The organism is Krasilnikovia cinnamomea (assembly GCF_004217545.1).
Lineage (GTDB): Bacteria > Actinomycetota > Actinomycetes > Mycobacteriales > Micromonosporaceae > Actinoplanes > Actinoplanes cinnamomeus.
In genome coordinates this window covers 341,697-357,137 of the sequence record NZ_SHKY01000001.1, presented here as the reverse complement: position 1 = coordinate 357,137, position 15,441 = coordinate 341,697, and the positions used below count along the sequence as shown (strand labels likewise).

General features: G+C 73.9%; 19 protein-coding genes. 8 read left to right on the top strand and 11 right to left on the bottom strand.

Going from position 1 to position 15,441, the window contains the following annotated elements:
- The first annotated feature begins 21 nt into the window (after positions 1-21).
- From EV385_RS01510 to EV385_RS01500, 3 genes are all read left to right on the top strand, one after another.
- Positions 22-654, top strand: a complete 633-nt coding sequence (locus tag EV385_RS01510; RefSeq protein ID WP_130507811.1) for a nucleoside/nucleotide kinase family protein — start codon at positions 22-24, stop codon at positions 652-654.
- Positions 655-908: 254 nt separating this feature from the next.
- Positions 909-1,331: a TraR/DksA family transcriptional regulator gene (locus EV385_RS01505; protein WP_130507810.1), complete on the top strand. Its 423-nt coding sequence runs from the start codon at positions 909-911 to the stop codon at positions 1,329-1,331.
- Between the two features lie 72 nt (positions 1,332-1,403).
- Positions 1,404-2,279 (top strand): DUF72 domain-containing protein, encoded by an 876-nt coding sequence (locus tag EV385_RS01500; RefSeq protein WP_130507809.1) that lies wholly within the window; start codon positions 1,404-1,406, stop codon positions 2,277-2,279.
- Here the strand turns inward: EV385_RS01500 and EV385_RS01495 are convergent.
- Positions 2,262-2,531: a hypothetical protein gene (locus EV385_RS01495; protein ID WP_130507808.1), complete on the bottom strand. Its 270-nt coding sequence runs from the start codon at positions 2,529-2,531 to the stop codon at positions 2,262-2,264. The two genes, EV385_RS01500 and EV385_RS01495, sit on opposite strands and share 18 nt — an antisense overlap.
- 320 nt (positions 2,532-2,851) lie before the next feature.
- Complete coding sequence (locus EV385_RS01490) at positions 2,852-3,115, bottom strand: hypothetical protein (RefSeq protein ID WP_130507807.1); 264 nt, start codon at positions 3,113-3,115, stop codon at positions 2,852-2,854.
- A 373-nt stretch (positions 3,116-3,488) separates the two neighbouring features.
- Here EV385_RS01490 and EV385_RS01485 point away from each other — a divergent pair, with 373 nt between their 5' ends.
- From EV385_RS01485 to EV385_RS01475, 3 genes are read left to right on the top strand one after another with little or no spacing between them, the layout of a single operon-like run.
- Positions 3,489-3,689 (top strand): lipid A biosynthesis lauroyl acyltransferase, encoded by a 201-nt coding sequence (locus EV385_RS01485; protein WP_130507806.1) that lies wholly within the window; start codon positions 3,489-3,491, stop codon positions 3,687-3,689.
- The gene (locus EV385_RS01480) at positions 3,689-4,249 is read left to right on the top strand and encodes a DUF6879 family protein (protein ID WP_130507805.1); all 561 of its coding nucleotides are present in this window, start codon (positions 3,689-3,691) and stop codon (positions 4,247-4,249) included. The genes EV385_RS01485 and EV385_RS01480 overlap by 1 nt, the downstream gene beginning before the upstream one ends.
- Before the next feature lie 22 nt (positions 4,250-4,271).
- Positions 4,272-5,129: a helix-turn-helix domain-containing protein gene (locus EV385_RS01475; protein ID WP_130507804.1), complete on the top strand. Its 858-nt coding sequence runs from the start codon at positions 4,272-4,274 to the stop codon at positions 5,127-5,129.
- A gap of 100 nt (positions 5,130-5,229) precedes the next feature.
- Here the strand turns inward: EV385_RS01475 and EV385_RS01470 are convergent, their stop codons facing one another.
- The 3 genes from EV385_RS01470 to EV385_RS01460 form a co-directional block, all read right to left on the bottom strand.
- Positions 5,230-5,493 (bottom strand): hypothetical protein, encoded by a 264-nt coding sequence (locus tag EV385_RS01470; RefSeq protein ID WP_130507803.1) that lies wholly within the window; start codon positions 5,491-5,493, stop codon positions 5,230-5,232.
- A 161-nt stretch (positions 5,494-5,654) separates the two neighbouring features.
- On the bottom strand, positions 5,655-6,902 hold the full coding sequence (locus EV385_RS01465; protein ID WP_130507802.1) for a helix-turn-helix domain-containing protein: 1,248 nt from the start codon (positions 6,900-6,902) through the stop codon (positions 5,655-5,657).
- Positions 6,903-6,948: 46 nt separating this feature from the next.
- Complete coding sequence (locus EV385_RS01460; RefSeq protein ID WP_130507801.1) at positions 6,949-7,743, bottom strand: DUF72 domain-containing protein; 795 nt, start codon at positions 7,741-7,743, stop codon at positions 6,949-6,951.
- Between the two features lie 125 nt (positions 7,744-7,868).
- Between EV385_RS01460 and EV385_RS01455 the strand changes: the two genes are divergently transcribed.
- Together EV385_RS01455 and EV385_RS01450 are read left to right on the top strand one after the other, a co-directional pair.
- Entirely contained in the window at positions 7,869-8,129 is a 261-nt protein-coding gene (locus tag EV385_RS01455; RefSeq protein ID WP_130507800.1) for a BatC protein, read from the top strand.
- 28 nt (positions 8,130-8,157) lie between these two features.
- Entirely contained in the window at positions 8,158-9,420 is a 1,263-nt protein-coding gene (locus EV385_RS01450) for a cupin domain-containing protein (RefSeq protein WP_130507799.1), read from the top strand.
- On the opposite strand, the gene EV385_RS01445 is transcribed toward EV385_RS01450, so the two are convergent.
- From EV385_RS01445 to EV385_RS01420, 6 genes are all read right to left on the bottom strand, one after another.
- Positions 9,417-10,112 (bottom strand): ABC transporter permease family protein, encoded by a 696-nt coding sequence (locus tag EV385_RS01445; RefSeq protein ID WP_130507798.1) that lies wholly within the window; start codon positions 10,110-10,112, stop codon positions 9,417-9,419. The genes EV385_RS01450 and EV385_RS01445 overlap by 4 nt on opposite strands.
- Entirely contained in the window at positions 10,102-12,747 is a 2,646-nt protein-coding gene (locus EV385_RS01440; protein WP_130507797.1) for an FtsK/SpoIIIE domain-containing protein, read from the bottom strand. Before EV385_RS01440 ends, EV385_RS01445 begins: the two co-directional genes overlap by 11 nt.
- The gene (locus tag EV385_RS01435; RefSeq protein WP_130507796.1) at positions 12,740-13,600 is read right to left on the bottom strand and encodes a hypothetical protein; all 861 of its coding nucleotides are present in this window, start codon (positions 13,598-13,600) and stop codon (positions 12,740-12,742) included. Before EV385_RS01435 ends, EV385_RS01440 begins: the two co-directional genes overlap by 8 nt.
- Before the next feature lie 6 nt (positions 13,601-13,606).
- A complete protein-coding gene (locus EV385_RS01430; RefSeq protein WP_130507795.1) occupies positions 13,607-13,867 on the bottom strand; it encodes a hypothetical protein in 261 nt (86 codons plus the stop codon).
- Positions 13,868-13,972: 105 nt separating this feature from the next.
- Positions 13,973-14,359: an NYN domain-containing protein gene (locus tag EV385_RS01425; RefSeq protein ID WP_130507794.1), complete on the bottom strand. Its 387-nt coding sequence runs from the start codon at positions 14,357-14,359 to the stop codon at positions 13,973-13,975.
- A gap of 21 nt (positions 14,360-14,380) precedes the next feature.
- Positions 14,381-15,358, bottom strand: coding sequence for a LysR family transcriptional regulator (locus EV385_RS01420; protein WP_130507793.1), 978 nt, complete (start codon positions 15,356-15,358; stop codon positions 14,381-14,383).
- Between the last annotated feature and the right edge of the window lie 83 nt (positions 15,359-15,441).

Sequence of the window (15,441 nt, the reverse complement as noted above, 5' to 3'; positions counted from 1 at the left end):
GCACGCGGCTATCGTGGCCGCATGCGCGCCCGTCCGGTGTCCACCGCCGCCCTGGTCGAGGAGCTGGCCGACCGCCTCGCGGCGGCGGACCCCGACCGGTGGCTGCGGGTGGGTGTGGACGGGGCGCCGGCCGCCGGCCCCGGGGAGCTGGCGGACGCGCTCGTCGACCCGCTGCGCTCGCGTGGGCGGGCGGCCGTCCGGATCGATGCCGGAGACTTCCTGCGGCCCGCCTCGCTGCGCCTGGAGTTCGGCCGGACCAACCCGGACTCGTTCTACGCCGGCTGGCTGGACGAGTCCGGGTTGCGCCGGGAGGTGCTCGACCCGGCCGGTCCCGGTGGCAACGGGCGCGTGCTGACCAGGCTGTGGGACACACGTACGGACCGGTCGGCGCGCGAACCGTACCGTGCGCTGCCGGCGGGTGCGGTCGTGCTGGTGAGTGGGTCGCTGCTGCTCGGTGGCTCCCTGCCGTTCGATGTCGCGGTGCATCTGGCCCTGTCGCCGGCCGCGCTGAACCGGCGGACGGCGCCCGAGCTGCGCTGGACCCTGCCCGCGTACGCGCGCTACGACGCCGAGGTCGATCCCGCCGCCTTCGCCGACGTGGTGGTCCGCGTGGACGACCCGCGCCACCCCGCTGTGCTGCTCGAACGCGCCTGAATCCCGGTACGCGGGATGGTCGGCGACCTTGCAAACCGCCTCTGACCTGCGACGCGAAAGCATCCTCGAGCAGTCCGTGGCGGTTTCGAGCACTGACAGTTATGCTCCGATTACTTTTCAGCGAAGATCCCGTTTGAGATCTTCCGCGGTGGGTATCAGCCGGCTTCACGGAGGCCATGCCGGCCCGGGGGACCCCACCGGCAGGCAGGGGCAGAGCAGACCGGCAGGGTCACAGGCGAAGGGCAGGGGAGCGCATGCTCGTCAACAGCACGGTGATCGCGGGAAAGGGTGCGGAGACCGCCACGGGGCGTTCAGCCGAGGAGGTCGAGCAGATCCGGTCGGTGCTGCGGTCCCGCTACGAGGATCTGAATTCCGAGTACGAGGACGCCGTGGCCGAGAACCAGAAGCTGCGCCTCGTCGAGATCGGTGACGCCGCGGGCGACGACCAGGCCGACAGCGGCTCCAAGACGGCGGAACGGGACGCCGCCACGTCCCTGCTGCGTACCCTGCTCGACCGGCGGGTGCAGGCCGAACTCGCGCTGCAGCGCCTGGAGGACGGGACGTACGGCTACTGCGAGGGTTGCGCCAACCCGATCCCGGTGGCCCGTCTCGAGGTGTTCCCGTCGGCCACCACGTGCGTGAGCTGCAAGTCCAACCGCGAGCGCCGCGCGGGTTGATGCCCCGTACGCCACCGGTCCGTCGTCCCGTCCGGGCGGCGGACCGGCCGCATCCTCCGCTAGCGTGAGCCGGTGGGCACGATCGAGGTCGGCACGGCATCGTGGACCGACCGGACCCTGCTCGACTCGGGATGGTATCCGCAGACCGCGAACACCCCGGAGAAGCGCCTGGCCTACTACGCCCGGCAGTTCCCCGTGGTGGAGGTCGACGCCACCTACTACGGCCCGCCCGCCGAGCAGACCACCCGGCTGTGGGCCGAGCGCACCCCGCCGCACTTCACGTTCAACATCAAGGCGTTCAGCCTGCTCACCGGCCATCCCACGAAGGTCTCCGCGATCTACAAGGACCTGCGCCCGCAGACCGAGAAGAAGAACGTCTACCCGGGTGACCTGCCCCCGCAGACGTACGAGGAGATCTGGTCCCGGTTCCTGTCGGCGCTGGACCCCTTGCAGCAGGCGGGCAAGCTCGGCGCGGTGCTGTTCCAGTTCCCGCCGTGGTTCGGCATCCGCCGCTCCAACAAGGAGTATCTGCGGGAGGTCGCCGCCCGGTGCGCGCCGCTGCGACCGGTCATCGAGCTGCGCAACGCCTCCTGGTTCGAGGGGGCCAACCGCAACGAGACGCTGGACTTTCTGCGCGCGTACCGGCTGCCGTTCGTCTGCGTGGACATGCCGCAGGGCCACCGCAGCTCCGTCCCGCCGGTGCTGGCGGCCACCGCGGACCTGGCGGTGGTGCGGTTCCACGGCCACAGCGACAAGTGGACCAGCAAGGACATCCACGAGAAGTACGGCTACCGGTACTCCCGCGACGAACTGGCCCAGTGGGCGCCCAAGCTGCGCGCCCTCGCCGACGACGCCCAGCACACCCAGGTGTTCATGAACAACTGCTACCGGGACTACGCCCAGAGCAACGCGGCCGACCTCCAGGCGCTCCTAGCCGCCGAGACGTGACGCCGACCCGCGTGCCCGGCGAGTGAAGTTCGCCGCGGCGATGCCGACAAGGTCGGCAATCCACGCGGGCGCCAGCCGCCGGGCGCGCCAACGATGCCGCGCATCAGGGCTCTGCCCGAATTCGGCGGCCCCTGCCACGTTTCCGGCCTCCGGCGTCACCGGGCCGGGCGGCGGTTGCGGCGAGCCGGGTACCACGGGCACCAGGTAGGCGTACCGGATGCGCTCCGGGTCGTCCGGCGGGTGGTAGGTCACGGTCCGGCTCCGTCCGCGCTGGACGTGACCCGGAAGGGCGGCCGGCCCCCAGCCCAGAACCGGCCGCCCGCCCACTGTGGCCGGTGCGCCGCGCCCGGCATAGCCGTCGGGCGCCATTCCGGATGATCGGTGTCCCGATCCGCCGCGACGGGTCACCACCACGCGCCGACGTCCGGCAAGACCGAGCGAGCGGACGAATCCGTTCGGCTGGCCTGACGTCGGTCGTGAGTTGGTTGTGGTGTGCGGGTCGCGCTGCGTCGCGGCAGCCGAGTGCTACCTGCCAGGCCCTCGCCGGAGCGCGGAACTACCCGTCCCTGCTCTCATCCGGACCAGCGGGTCGACCGCGTCCACGCGAGGAACCGCTCGAACGCCACGTGCAGCGGCGCGTCACGCCGGTCGCGGCAGAAATCCTCGAAGTACCTCGCCATCAACACCGCCAGCGCCGTGCCGCCGCCGGTGCCGGTCGCCAGGTGCCGGCGGGCCGGATCGCACGGCCAGGGCTGCGAGCACGCGACGCAGGTCCATGACGGCCGGATCGGCAGATGCTCGGCCCTCAACTGCCCGACCGCCAACGAACGGGGCACGGGGGGTTGCGTTGCGCGGTCGGCGGTTGCCGTCGCGCCATCGCGACCGGGCACGGGTGTGCCGCCAGGCCGCATCGGCAGATGAGGCGGAACGGGTATCGCCAGTGCCAGCGCGGCCCGTGCTGAAGTGCGAATGGATATCTACTTCTGCTCACCTGCCGACCACCCGGTCTCTACAGCGTGGGGCGTTTCCCTCCGAGAAGACCTTTCCACTGAATGCACATGCGTGCAAGTGCACATGCGATGATCCGCCATTCTGCTGATCGAGTTCCCTCAAAGGCGCCGATATGGGATTCTCGGCGCAGAGCTCTTGCATGCACGTGCGCTTGGTGCGAGGATGCGCGGAGCGGTACCGGATCTGGGGAGGAGACCTATGCGGACCTTGAAGTTCATGTGGAAAGACGGTGTCTCGGTCGGCGGCAACTGCCCCGCCCTCTACGAGGTCGAAGACGGTTACGTCGTGCAGGGCAAAGTGCTCGGGCCGGGCGAGATCGCCCAGCTACGTGACCTCGGCGAGGACGAGGTCGCCGTGTTCGTGCCCGCCAACGTGCTCGACCGGCTGGCCGATCGCTGATGTCGGGTCCTGTGTGGCGGGAGATCGACGGCGAGGAGTTCTTCGCCGCGCTGCACGGTGCCGCTCGGTCGGCCTTCCGGCTTGAACTGCAACCCACCTACATCGAAAGCTACGAGCAGGAACTGGTCGACCGCTGGTCAGCCGGGGAGTTCCGCGCCCCGACGGCGGTACCCGAGCTGGCGGACTGGTTCGCCCGGATCGGCGAGCAGACCAGCCGTGGGGTTCAGGTGGGGCGCGTCCGCATCCAGGAGGACCAGCCGACGTCCTACCAGCGGTTCGAGCGCTGGTGTGACCCGTGGAACCTGCGAGCCGGCGAGAATATCCGCTACATGACTCGGCAACGCGCTCTGGAGGTCGGCCTGCTTCCGGCCGCCGGCGCCAAGGGCGACTGGTGGCTGATCGACGTTCAGCGTCTCATCCTCATCACCCACGACCCCGACGGCCGCCGGCTGCAGTACCTCAGCACGACCGACTCGGCAACCGTCAAGCAGGCAGCGACGTGGCGGGATCTGGCGATCCGACACAGCGAGCTGAGCGACGCCCGGCCCGCAGTCGCCTAGCGATCAAGGACACCATCGCACCGTGAATCCCCTGCAAAAGGCTCTCGACGGGCCCGAGGGACTGCGAGCCCGCCTGCGCGAACTGCGTGTGCAGGCGGGCAAGCAGCAGCAAGAGATCGCAGCCATCACCGGGTGGAGTCACTCGAAGGTCAGCCGCATCGAGTCCGGCAGAACCAAACCCAGCGCCGACGACATCCGACGATGGATCACCGCGGTGAATGGGCCCAGGGAGCTGGCCGACACGCTCGTCGACGTCCTGGTCGACGCGGAATCCGAGCACCGCAGCTGGAAGAGCGCGATGCGAGCCGGGCAGGAACCGGTGCAGGCGGGCTACCTCGAGCTGGCCCGCAGGTCGCACACCATCAAGGACTTCGAGCTGACGGCCGTGCCCGGGATGCTGCAGACCCCGGCGTACGCGCGCGCGATGTTCGACGAGATGGTCCGGCTGCACCAGCTGACCGTCGCCGACGTCGACAAGGCTTTGACCGCGCGCCTCGAGCGCCAGGAGCTGCTCTACACCGACCGCCGCTTTGAGTTCCTGCTCGCCCAGCCGGTCCTCGAGTGGCTGCTCTGTCCGCCTAGCGTCATGCGCGCGCAGCTCACGCGGCTTCTGCCCGTGATCGCAATGCCCAACGTCCGGTTCGGCATCCTGCCGACCGGGGTGCGGCTGCGCAGGATCCCGCAGAACACCACGGCTGCCTTCATCGGCGATGACGAGACCGTCGTCGCGGTCGAGACCTTCGCGACCGACATCCACTACTACGGCACGCAGGCCGCGCAGTTCGTCGCGGCGATCGACGAACTCTGGGCGGACGCCGTCGAAGGGGAGGTAGCGATGCAGCTGGTCGTCCAGGCCAGAGACGCGCTACCCAACGACTGATCGGCGACTTGCCGGCCGCCAAGTCCATCAGCTTCGTGCCGTGTCGCCGCGAGCAGCAGCCGTCACCGTGACTTCCGCGCCCCGGGGGCCGGACCCGCCACTATTCGGACCGGTGGGCCGACCGCGTCCACGCGAGGAACCGCTCGAACGCCACGTGCAGCGGCGCGTCACGCCGGTCGCGGCAGAAATCCTCGAAGTACGTCGCCATCAACACCGCCAGCGCCGTGCCGCCGCCGGTGCCGGTCGCCAGGTGCCGGCGGGCCGGATCGCACGGCCAGGGCTGCGAGCAAGCGACGGCGATCCAGGAGGGCCTGGCGGGCAGATGCTCGGCCGCCACCTCGTGCTGAGCACGGGAGACTCGCATGGGGTATGCCTTTCACCGCGGTGGCCGGACGATCGCCCGGGACGGCGGGCCCGTTCCGGCCCGCCGCCTCCCGATCGTCGAGGAGGGCACACCGCGGGTGAAGGTACGTGCCGGACCGTCGCTCGTGCGCGATCCCGCAGACGTCGTACGTGGCGTACCAGCTACGGATCCAGGCCGACCAGCGCGGCCAGTGCGGCGACGTCGCGGCTCATCGCGCGCCGCTTCCCGGCCACGATCATCGCCACGACGTCCCGTGCGTACCGCTGATGGCGAAGCCACCTCGGCGCGTCGTCCTTCAGTGCCAGCAGCACAGTGCGGGCCTCGTCGTACGCGCCCAGCTGGGCGTGTGCGGCGGCCACGTCGAGCCGATGACGATTGCGGTTGTTCGATGTCGGCCGGGTGGAGTCCGGGATGGTACGAGACAGCGCCAGCGCCCGGTCCGGCCGGCCGGCGATCAGCTCGGACTCGATGCGCTTCCACCCCACCGTCGTGGCACAGAACAGCCCGATCGTCGCCGGCCCCGGCGACAGCAGGGCGTCGGGTACCCGGTCGCCGAGGCGCTGCGCTGCGGCGGCGGCACCGTTCAGCATGTCCTCGGCGTCGTCGTCGCGGTTGTCCCGCACGGCCGCCGCCGCGGCTCGCAGCAGCAGCCAACCCCAGACGGCGAGCTGCGCAGGCACTGATCTGGAGAAGCTCGGCTCCACCAGATCGGCCGTCGTGACCGCCAGCTGCTCGGTTTCTTCGAACCGGGCTTGCCGCAGCAGAAGCCAGCACATCGTGGTCACCGCGGACGCGCCGATGATGTCGTTGCCGGAGGTGTCCGCGGCGTCCAGCGCGTCGGTGAGCGCCCGGTGCGCGAGATCGAAGGCGCGAAGCTGGATGAGGACGGTGCCCGCCAGCTGGTACGTCTGCGCCAGCAGCTCGTACGCCGAAGGTCGCTGGTCGTCCGCGGCCTCCGCGACGCCGAGCCGGGCCTCGTCGATCAGCAGGGGTAGACCGGTCAGCGTCGTCGCGTAGTCGTCCGCGTGGTAGGCCCGATCGAGCGTACCGATCGAATGCCGGATGTCGTCCAGGACCGGTGCCTCGTGCTCAGGCCCGGTGGGGATCGTCCCGCGCAGGCCGCGCGCGGGCGTCAGCGCCCGGCGCAGGTCGATCAGGGCGAGCTGGTCGATGTCCGGCGATCCGTCGGCCACGGCCCGCGCGGCGCCGCCGACGAGCCGGGAGGTGGGCACGCCCAGAGCCCGGGCGATGCGGTGGAGTGTGGACATCCGCGCGGAGGTGTTCTTGTTCTGCTCCAGCTTGCGGATCGTTTCGACACTCACGCCGGCCGCCTCGGCGAGGCCTTCCTGCGTCATGGGCCTGGCCCGGCGCAGCCGAGCGATGGTGTCACCGATGGTCGGCTGATCCATGGACGGGCTCCCTCAGCGGCGGGCTCGTCGTCGACGTTACCGCGCCCTACCGGCTCGGCCGGGGACTGATCTGCGGCGTGCGGGTGACCTCGAGGCCGCGGCGCCGGGCCTGCCGGGCCAGGGCGGCGGCGTCGATCACCGCGGCGCCGCCGGGGTCGTTGTTGAAGAAGACGTACGTGGGCAGCCCGGCCAGCCGCTGCGCGACCCGGTCCAGCCAGCTCCCGAGGGCCGCCCTGCCGTAGCGCGGCCGGGGCTGCGCCCGCCCCTCGTGCAGCCGCAGGTAGCCGAACCCGGCGGTCACCCACAGCGGAGTCACCGGGCGCCCCCGGCGATCGGCCCAGCACAGTGCGGCGCCGCGCCGCGTCAGCAGGTCGCGGATCTCCGGCACGAACCACGACTCGTGCCGCGGCTCGACCGCGACCCGCACGTGTGCCGGGAACAGGGCCAGTGTCGCGTCGAGGGCGGCCGGGTCGGCCCGCAGGTTCGGCGGCAGTTGCAGCAGGACCGGGCCCAGCTTGTCGCCCAGTCCCTCGGCCCGGCTCAGGAAGCGGGCCACCGGATCGGCGGGCTCGCGCAGCCGCCGGATGTGGGTCAGGTAGCGGCTCATCTTCACGGCCACCACGAAGTCGTCCGGCGTGCGCTGGCACCACTGCTGGAAGGTGGTGCGCTCCGGCAGCCGGTAGAACGCGTTGTTGATCTCCACGGTGGCGAAGTGCCGCGCGTAGTGCTCCAGCCAGAGCCGCTGCGGCAGGCGGGCCGGATAGAGGTACCCGGTCCCGTCGCCGTCGCCGGGTGGCCGCCAGTCCCGGTACTGGAAGCCCGAGGTTCCGATCCACAACACGTGGTGGTGGTTACCCACCGGGCCCCGGCCGAAAGCCGTTCGCCGGGTTAGCCGTGGCGATGTTGGGTAGATCGAAGGCCCGACGGGCCCGGCGAGCGAGGGCCGGGAAGATCGAAGGAGATTCCATGCGACTCAGCGACGACGACATCACGGGCGCCAGCGGTGCGGGCGGCGAGGGCGTCGCGGACGGCGGCGCGAACGCCGGCGGCCAGGACGGTGGCGCCGACGGCGGCGCGGTCCGCGGCGGCGAGGGGCCGGCCGACGGCGGCGCCAACCCGGCGGGCAACGACGGCGGTGCGGACGGCGGCGCGGGCGGCGAGGGACCGGCCGATGGCGGCGCGAACCCGGCGGGCACCGACGGCGGCGCCGATGGCGGCGCGCGCTGACCGGCCAGGCGGCGGGCGCGGGTCACGGATGAACACGGACACGGGTACGGGACGGACGGCGCCGGGCGGGTCGGACCGCCCGGCGCTGGCCCGCTGCGTCGCGATCGAGACGGCGAAGTTCGCGGCCGCGTACTGGGGCCGGTCGCCGCTGCTGTCGCGGGCCGGGGAACTGGCCGGCCCGGACGCCTTCACGGATCTGCTCGGCGCGGCCGCGGTGGATGAGCTGCTCAGCCGCCGCGGCCTGCGCACGCCGTTCCTGCGGGTCGCGGACCAGGGCACGGTGCTGCCCGCGGGCCGGTTCACCGGCGGGGCGGGCGCCGGCGCGGAGATCGGCGACCAGGTGCACGACGACAAGGTGCTGCGACTGTACGCGGGCGGCGCCACGCTCGTGCTCCAGGGACTGCACCGGATCTGGCCCCCGCTGATCGACTTCGCCGGTCGCCTCGGCGCGGAGCTCCGCCAGCCGGTGCAGATCAACGCGTACCTGACGCCGCCGGGAAATCAGGGTTTCGCCACCCACTACGACACCCACGACGTGTTCGTCCTGCAGGTGGAGGGCGCCAAACGGTGGCGGGTGCACGAGCCGGTGCTGCCCGACCCGCTGGAACGCCAGCCGTGGGGTGGCCGCGCCGACGAGGTGGCGGCGACCGCCGAGGGAGCGGCCGCGCTGGACACGGAGCTCCACCCCGGTGACGTCCTCTACCTGCCCCGGGGCTGGCTGCACTCCGCCGCCGCCGTGCACGGCCGCAGCCTGCACCTGACCGTGGGCGTCCGGGCGCTGACCCGGTACGCGATCGTCGAGGAGCTGCTGGCGCTGGCCACGGAGGACCGCCGGCTGCGTGCCAGCCTGCCGTACGGCCTGGACGTGACGGACCCGGACGCGGTCGAGCCGGAGTTGACCGAGACCGTGGAGGCGCTGCGGGACTGGCTGTGCGCCGCCGAGCCGCAGGCCGTCGCCGAGCGGCTGCGTTCCCGGGCCTGGTCCGCGGCGCGTCCCGCCCCGGTCGCCCCGTTGGCTCAGCTCGACTTCGCGGAGCGGCTGGGCGCCGCCGACCGGATCGCCGGGCGGGCCGGGCTGCGCTGGCGGCTGTCCGGCGACGGCGGCGACCGGGTCGTGCTCCAGCTCGCCGACCGCACCCTGCGGTTCCCGGCGTACTGCGCGGCCGCCGTCCGGGCCGCACTCGGCGGCGAGCCCGTACGGGTCGGGGACCTGCCCGGCCTCGACGACGACGCGGACCGGCTGGTGCTGGGCCGCCGCCTGCTGCGGGAGGGCCTGGCCGTACCGGCCTAGCCGCCGCCGAGGGCCGCGACGAGCAGCCCGGCGGTCACCAGCCCGCTCACCAGCACCGTGGTGATCGCCGCGGCGTTCAGTTCCGCGCCGCGGCGATCCGCCACCCGCTTCGCCGCGAACACCGCGACGACCGGGCTGAGCACCAGCGCGATCAGCGCCACCACCGGCAGCCCCGCCGCCCAGTCGCCACCGGCGGCCGTGCCGGCCCAGCGCAGCAGCTGGTGCGCCGCGACTCCCAGCAGCCCGCCGACGACCCCGAACATCGCGAACACCGTGGTGGTGGCGCCGGTCAGCGGCCGCGCGGGCGGCGTGTACGCGATCTTCGCGGCGACCTCCCGCAGATAGTCGTCGGTGGTCAGCTCGCCGCGCTGGCGGGGTACCGCCGGCTGCGGCACGGTACGGCCGAACCGCTCGGCGGCCGGGCCGACCCGGTGGACGAAGTCGGACCACAGCCCGGCCGCCCGGGCGTCGACCTCCTCCAGATCCCGCTGCGCCGCGCGGACCGCGCCCGCCGCCTCGCGTACGGCGTCGTCCGCGGCGCGGACCGCGTCGTCGGCCGCCGCGACCCGCCCCTCGTGCCAGGCCACCGCCTCGGCGCGGTGCGCGGCCGCCGTGGCGTCCAGTGCGGTCAGCCGACGCAGCACCGCCCGGTATTCGTCGCCGTTCACCGTGCACCCGCGCTCACGGCGCACCGTACGGAATGATCACCTCGGCGCCGCGGTGCACCGAGCGGTCGAAGTGCAGTGCCCGCCACGGTCGCGGATACCACACCGGCGCGCCCGCGCCCGGGTAGTACGGCGCCAGTTCGCTGCCGTGCACGTCGAGGGCCACCCAGGCGCCGATGGCGTCGGTGCGCGAGCCCTGCCCGCCGAGGGTCTCGCGCAGCAGTGCCGCGCCGCGCCACCAGCCGAGGACGTGGATGCGCCGTTCGGGGCCCTGGCGCAGGATCCGCCGCAGCCGCTCCGCCGTGCGGGCCCCGCCGGGCGCCGCGTCCACCGCGTACAGGAACAGGAAGTGGGGGCGGACGGCGGCGAGGTCCGCGTCGGCGGCCTCGGCGGCGTCGTCGAGCAGCCAGCCCACGCTGTCCGGGCCGTACCAGCCGGAGTCCTCGGGCAGGTGGGGGCGCAGCGCGTCGACCGCGGCGGTGGCGTCCGGGTCCAGGCAGGCCACGGAGAAGCGGGCCGCGCCGGGCGGATACTGCGCGGCCAGGGCCCGGGCCGCGGTGCCCAGCACCGCGCAGGCCTCGTCCACCCGGGTGCCGAGCACGGCGAGGTTGCGGCCGGGCGCCCGGCGCAGCACCGTACGCGCGGAGCGGGCGGCGACGTCGATCGTCTCGCCGAGCAGCACCACGGGGGCGGGCACGGTGGGCGCCGGGGCGAGGCGGGCGAAGTCGGGGCTGTCCGCGAGCCGGGGCACCACGTCGCCGTCGAACAGCCGTGGCGCGCTGAGCTCGGGCGGCCGACGGCGCCACAGCCGGTGCTGCAGCGCGCTCCACTGTTCCCGGTCGCCGGCGGCGGGCACCCGCACCACCCGGTTCGCCTCGAGGGCGCCGGAGTCCGCGTTGACCACGGCGTGGAAGCGGGGCAGCGCGTCGGCGGCCGGGTTGGTCTCGGCCAGGACGCGGCGGGCCCGGGGCAGCGCGATGCGCAGCGAGAACTGCGCGACCAGCGCGGGCCGTCCCCACAGTGCCTCGATGCCGGAGACGTCCTGGCTGGCCAGGATCAGGTGGATGCCCTGCGAACGACCCCGCCGCGCCAGGTCCTCCAGCAGGTCCACGGCCTCGGCGGCCAGCGCGTCGCGCCCGGCCAGCAGCACCTGGAACTCGTCGACCACGGCCACGATCCGCGGCCAGTGCCCGTCCGGGTCCTCGGCGCGCAGCTCCGCCAGGTTGGTGACCTCGTGCCGTTTGGCGGCGTCCGCGCGGCGGCGCAGCTCCGCGCCGAGGAAACGCAGCAGCGCCAGCCCGAACTCGCGGTCGGTGTTGACGTTGACCCCGACCAGGCGTACGTGGGGCAGCCAGCTCGGGTCGCGGCGGCCGGGCGCGAACCGGGCGAAGGACACCCCCTCCTTGAAGTCCAGCAGGTAGAAGGCGAGTTCGGCGGGGGAGTAGCGGGCCGCGAGCGCGCCGATCCAGGCGTAGATCAGGTTGGTCTTGCCGGTGCCGGACGGCCCCGCGATCAGCGCGTGCGGCGGGTAGTCGCTCAGCGTCACGGTGACCGGCGTCCCGTGTGGACCGTCGCCGAGGGGGGCGCTCAGCCCGGTCGCCGAGTGCTCGCGCCACTCCTCGTCCGGCAGCAGGGTGTCCAGGGCCACCGGACGTGGTCCCGCCGCCACCTGTTCGGCGATCCGGCGGCTGGTGGCGGTGACCAGCGCCGGGGGCGGACCCTCGTCCAGCCGTACGGGCAGGTCGCCGCAGCCGGACAGGCGGGCCGTGCCATCCCGGGCGGCGTCGATCACCTCGACCCCGGCGGGCGGCTGCGGCACCGCGACGCCGCGCAGCACCAGGTGCACCCCGCAGGCCGCCCCGGTACGCAGCAGCCGGTCGAGGTGCCCGCGTTCCTTGCGCGACAGTTCGTCGCCGTGCCCGCCGCCCAGCAGCACCGCGACCCGCCACGGCTCGGGCCGGCGCCCGGTGGCGTCGGCGAGCGCGCCCAGCGACGGGTGTTCCCCGGCCAGCACGGTCTCGTTGATCCGCCGGACGTGGTCGACCAGCTCGTCGAGCAGGGCACCCAGCGCGCCCGGCCCGGCGAAGGTGAGCACCCCGGCGGTGGCCAGCCCGGCGAACCCGGCCAGCCCGCCGCCCAGCTGCTCCGGGTCGTATCCGGTGAGCCGCACCGTGCCGGGCGCGGTCGTGCCGAGCGCGCGCAGCAGCAGGCCCGCCACCACCTCGTCGCTGGCGGCGGCGTCGCCGCGCACCACCACGTGACCGCGGTCGAGCAGCGGCACCAGCGCGGGCACCTCCCCCTCGTACGGCAGCAGCAGGCGCCCGACCCGCACCTCGGCCGCGCCGACGCCCGGGGTGGGGGCCCAGCTCGACCAGGGCGCCCCCGCCGCTCCCGGCGCCCCGCGCCGTCCCGCGTCGGCGGCCGCCCCGGCCAGCGCGGCCAGGTCGTCGTGGTGCTGGTGGTCGATGTCGCGCAGCCGGGTGTCGCGTTCGACGGCCAGCCGGACCTTCTGCGCCTCGGCCGCGGCGGCGACCCGGTTGCGGCGTTCGACCGCCGCGAGGTGGCGGTCCCGGGCCGTGTCCAGCGCGGACTGCGCGGCGCCGAGCGCGTGCGCCAGCCCGGCCCGTACGTCGAGCACCTGCTGGGTGGCGGACTCAGGCATCGCTGTCGCGGGGGCGCCGCGGTTCGGGGGCCGAGGGCAGCAGGGCCGCCGGGTCGCGGCCGAGGCGGGCGAGGAGCACGCCGGTCAGCACGCCCGAGGTGACCGCGGTGTCGGCCGGGTGCGGCTGGCCGCGATCCTCGGCGGGGGCGCGGCAGACGCGGGCCAGCAGGGTGTCCAGCACGGCGGGCGCGACGCCGGGCAGCAGGCTGCGGACGGGCCCGGCGGCCGCGTTGCGCAGCCGCTCGACGTCGGCGGGCCGGGGTTCGTGGCCGAGCAGGTCGCCCGCGAGGCGGTGCAGCACGGGCGGGGTGACCGCGGACAGCGCCAGCCCCGAGGAGGCGTTCACCGCGTGCAGGTCACGGCCCAGCCGCGCCCGGTCGCCGCTGCGGACCCCGGCGGCCACCCGGCGCAGCAGGTCGGCGGCGTCGGTCGCGGCGGGGGCGGTGTCGCGCTCCGGGGCCTGTCCGGTCAGCTCCGCGACCCGCTGCTGCCACCACGGGCCGAGCCGCTGCGGCGGTGCGGTACCGGCGTCGGGCGCCGGTGGCGGTGCGACCTCGGTCAGCCCGGCCCGCCAGCCCGGGTCCGGCCGGGCGGCGTCGCCCGCGAGTCCGAGCACGTTCAGGTAGGTGGCCAGGGCCTCCTGGGCGACCCGCAGCGCGGCGGCGGCGTGCTCGGCGTGCTCGGTCGCGTTTCCCAGCTGCGGCACACCGAGCGGGTCCACGGAGGTCTGCCGGACCCAGTTCAGCAGTTCGGTGGCGGCGCCCAGCCGGGCCAGAGCCACGTCGACCAGGCCGGTGGGCAGCTCGTCACCGGCGGCACGCAGCTGCGCGCCGAGTTCCTGCAGGATGGACATCGCGGACTACAGCGTGGCGGTGTAGGTCTGGGCCTGCTCGACCGCGACGAGGGTGGCCGAGAGGCACTCCTCCAGCTGCTGGTCGGCCTGGGACAGGGCGGCGTGCGCGGCGCCGACGGCCTCGTTGGCGCTGCCGTCGAGGGCGGCCGCGAGGCTCTGCTGGGCCTCGCCGAGCTTCTCCCGCGCCGCCTGGATCGCCGCCTGCCCCTCGGTGACCTGTTGCAGGGCGGCATCGACAGCCGCTCTGAGCTCGGCGACGCTGGCCACGGCGGCAGCCTCCTGGGGGGTTTGGGGGGTACGCCGCCGACCAGGATAGTCGTCCCCGATGGGGCGCTCGTGCCCGCACGTCCGATTCCGCCGGGCGGCGTCCGGTCAGCGCGGGTCCGGCCGGGGCAGCGTGGACGGGCCGCGGGTCTCGGCGCCGAGGGAGCTGACGCGGGCGCGTAGCTCGCGGTCGGCGGTCACCACGATGACCCGGCGGCCGGGCTGCGCGGCGCCGACCAGGTCCACGATGGTGTCGTCGCCGGAGCCGGCGGCGCGCTCGACCCGTACCGTGTCGGCGGCGGGGATGTCGCGGGCCTTGCCCTCCACGACCAGCACGACCTCGACGGGGGCCGGGAGGTCGGGCAGGCCGGCGGCGGCCAGCGGCGCCAGCCGCTCGCGCAGCCGGACCGCCGCGGCGGCCCGGTCGCGCCACCACCCGTCGGGTACGGAGCCCACCACGTTGGCGCCGTCGACGATCAGCAGCGGTTCGGCCATGCCCTCAGCCTCGCACGCCCGCTACGCCGCCGCGAGTTGGTGGTTGCCGAGCGCGGGATAGTTCACCAGCCACTTCACGTAGCGCGGGTTGCGGGCCACCGCCTCCTGGTACGCCTCCACGGCCATGCCGATCAGCCGTGGGGCGACGGCGGCCGCGGGGCTGTCCGGGTGCCACCCGAGCACCTGCCGCCAGCGCAGCGGTGCCCCGGCCAGTGGCCGGTGGGTGAGCCCGGTCGGTGGGCGGAACGTGGGCTGGCAGATGCCGATGGCCAGGCCCATCTCCACCATGTCCACGACGCCGCGCACGTCGGTCTCCAGCACCCGGCGCGGGGTGAAACCGGCCCGGGCGCAGGCGGCCGCGAAGCAGTCGGCCATGCAGCCGTCGCCGGTGCCGGCCGCCCACTGTTCCTCGGCCAGCTCGGCCAGGTCGATGTCGTCGCCCTCGGCCTGCGGGTGGCCCTCGGGCAGCAGGATGCAGACCGCGTCCACGGCGATGGTCTGCCACATCAGGCCGTAGTCCGCCGACGGCATCGCGTCGCCGCAGACGCCGACCTGCGCGTAGTCCAGCTTGCCGGCGACGACCATGTTGGCCAGTTCGTCGACGTAGTAGGACGCCTGGGTGGAGATCTGGGCGTCGGGCTGGGCCTCGGACAGCCGGTGGACCAGACCGCCGATGACCGGGCCGCCGATGGTGCCGATCCGGTACCGGCTCATGCCCTGGTCGGTGCCGGCCCCGGCGAGCCGGGCGGCCTCGTCCTGCAGGCCTTTCATCGCGGGCAGCAGGACGCGGGCCCGGGAGAGCACCAGCTCGCCGAGGGCGGTGGCGCGGGCGCCGCGTCGGTCGCGTTCGAACAGTGGACCGCCGAGGGTCCGTTCGATGCGTTGCAGTTGGGCGGTCAGGGCCGGTTGGGCGAGCCCCAGCAGCGACGCCGCCTTCGTGACGCTGCCTGTCTCGGCGATGGCGCAGACCACCTTGAGATGCCGCAGCTCCAGGTTCATAGCGTGACGGTAGGACGTTCATGGGATCGACGGGAAGACCTTTGGACAGTGAGAGATCCGCTACATATGACAAACGGGTTACA

Excerpts from the sequence above, each read along its gene's own strand:
- EV385_RS01505 (WP_130507810.1), top strand. The coding sequence starts at position 909 with ATGCTCGTCAACAGCACGGTGATCGCGGGAAAGGGTGCGGAGACCGCC.
- EV385_RS01420 (WP_130507793.1), bottom strand. The coding sequence starts at position 15,358 with ATGAACCTGGAGCTGCGGCATCTCAAGGTGGTCTGCGCCATCGCCGAG.
- EV385_RS01480 (WP_130507805.1), top strand. The coding sequence starts at position 3,689 with ATGTCGGGTCCTGTGTGGCGGGAGATCGACGGCGAGGAGTTCTTCGCC.
- EV385_RS01485 (WP_130507806.1), top strand. The coding sequence starts at position 3,489 with ATGCGGACCTTGAAGTTCATGTGGAAAGACGGTGTCTCGGTCGGCGGC.
- EV385_RS01425 (WP_130507794.1), bottom strand. The coding sequence starts at position 14,359 with ATGGCCGAACCGCTGCTGATCGTCGACGGCGCCAACGTGGTGGGCTCC.
- EV385_RS01470 (WP_130507803.1), bottom strand. The coding sequence starts at position 5,493 with ATGCGAGTCTCCCGTGCTCAGCACGAGGTGGCGGCCGAGCATCTGCCC.
- EV385_RS01455 (WP_130507800.1), top strand. The coding sequence starts at position 7,869 with ATGCGACTCAGCGACGACGACATCACGGGCGCCAGCGGTGCGGGCGGC.
- EV385_RS01435 (WP_130507796.1), bottom strand. The coding sequence starts at position 13,600 with ATGTCCATCCTGCAGGAACTCGGCGCGCAGCTGCGTGCCGCCGGTGAC.
- EV385_RS01440 (WP_130507797.1), bottom strand. The coding sequence starts at position 12,747 with ATGCCTGAGTCCGCCACCCAGCAGGTGCTCGACGTACGGGCCGGGCTG.
- EV385_RS01510 (WP_130507811.1), top strand. The coding sequence starts at position 22 with ATGCGCGCCCGTCCGGTGTCCACCGCCGCCCTGGTCGAGGAGCTGGCC.
- EV385_RS01465 (WP_130507802.1), bottom strand. The coding sequence starts at position 6,902 with ATGGATCAGCCGACCATCGGTGACACCATCGCTCGGCTGCGCCGGGCC.
- EV385_RS01450 (WP_130507799.1), top strand. The coding sequence starts at position 8,158 with ATGAACACGGACACGGGTACGGGACGGACGGCGCCGGGCGGGTCGGAC.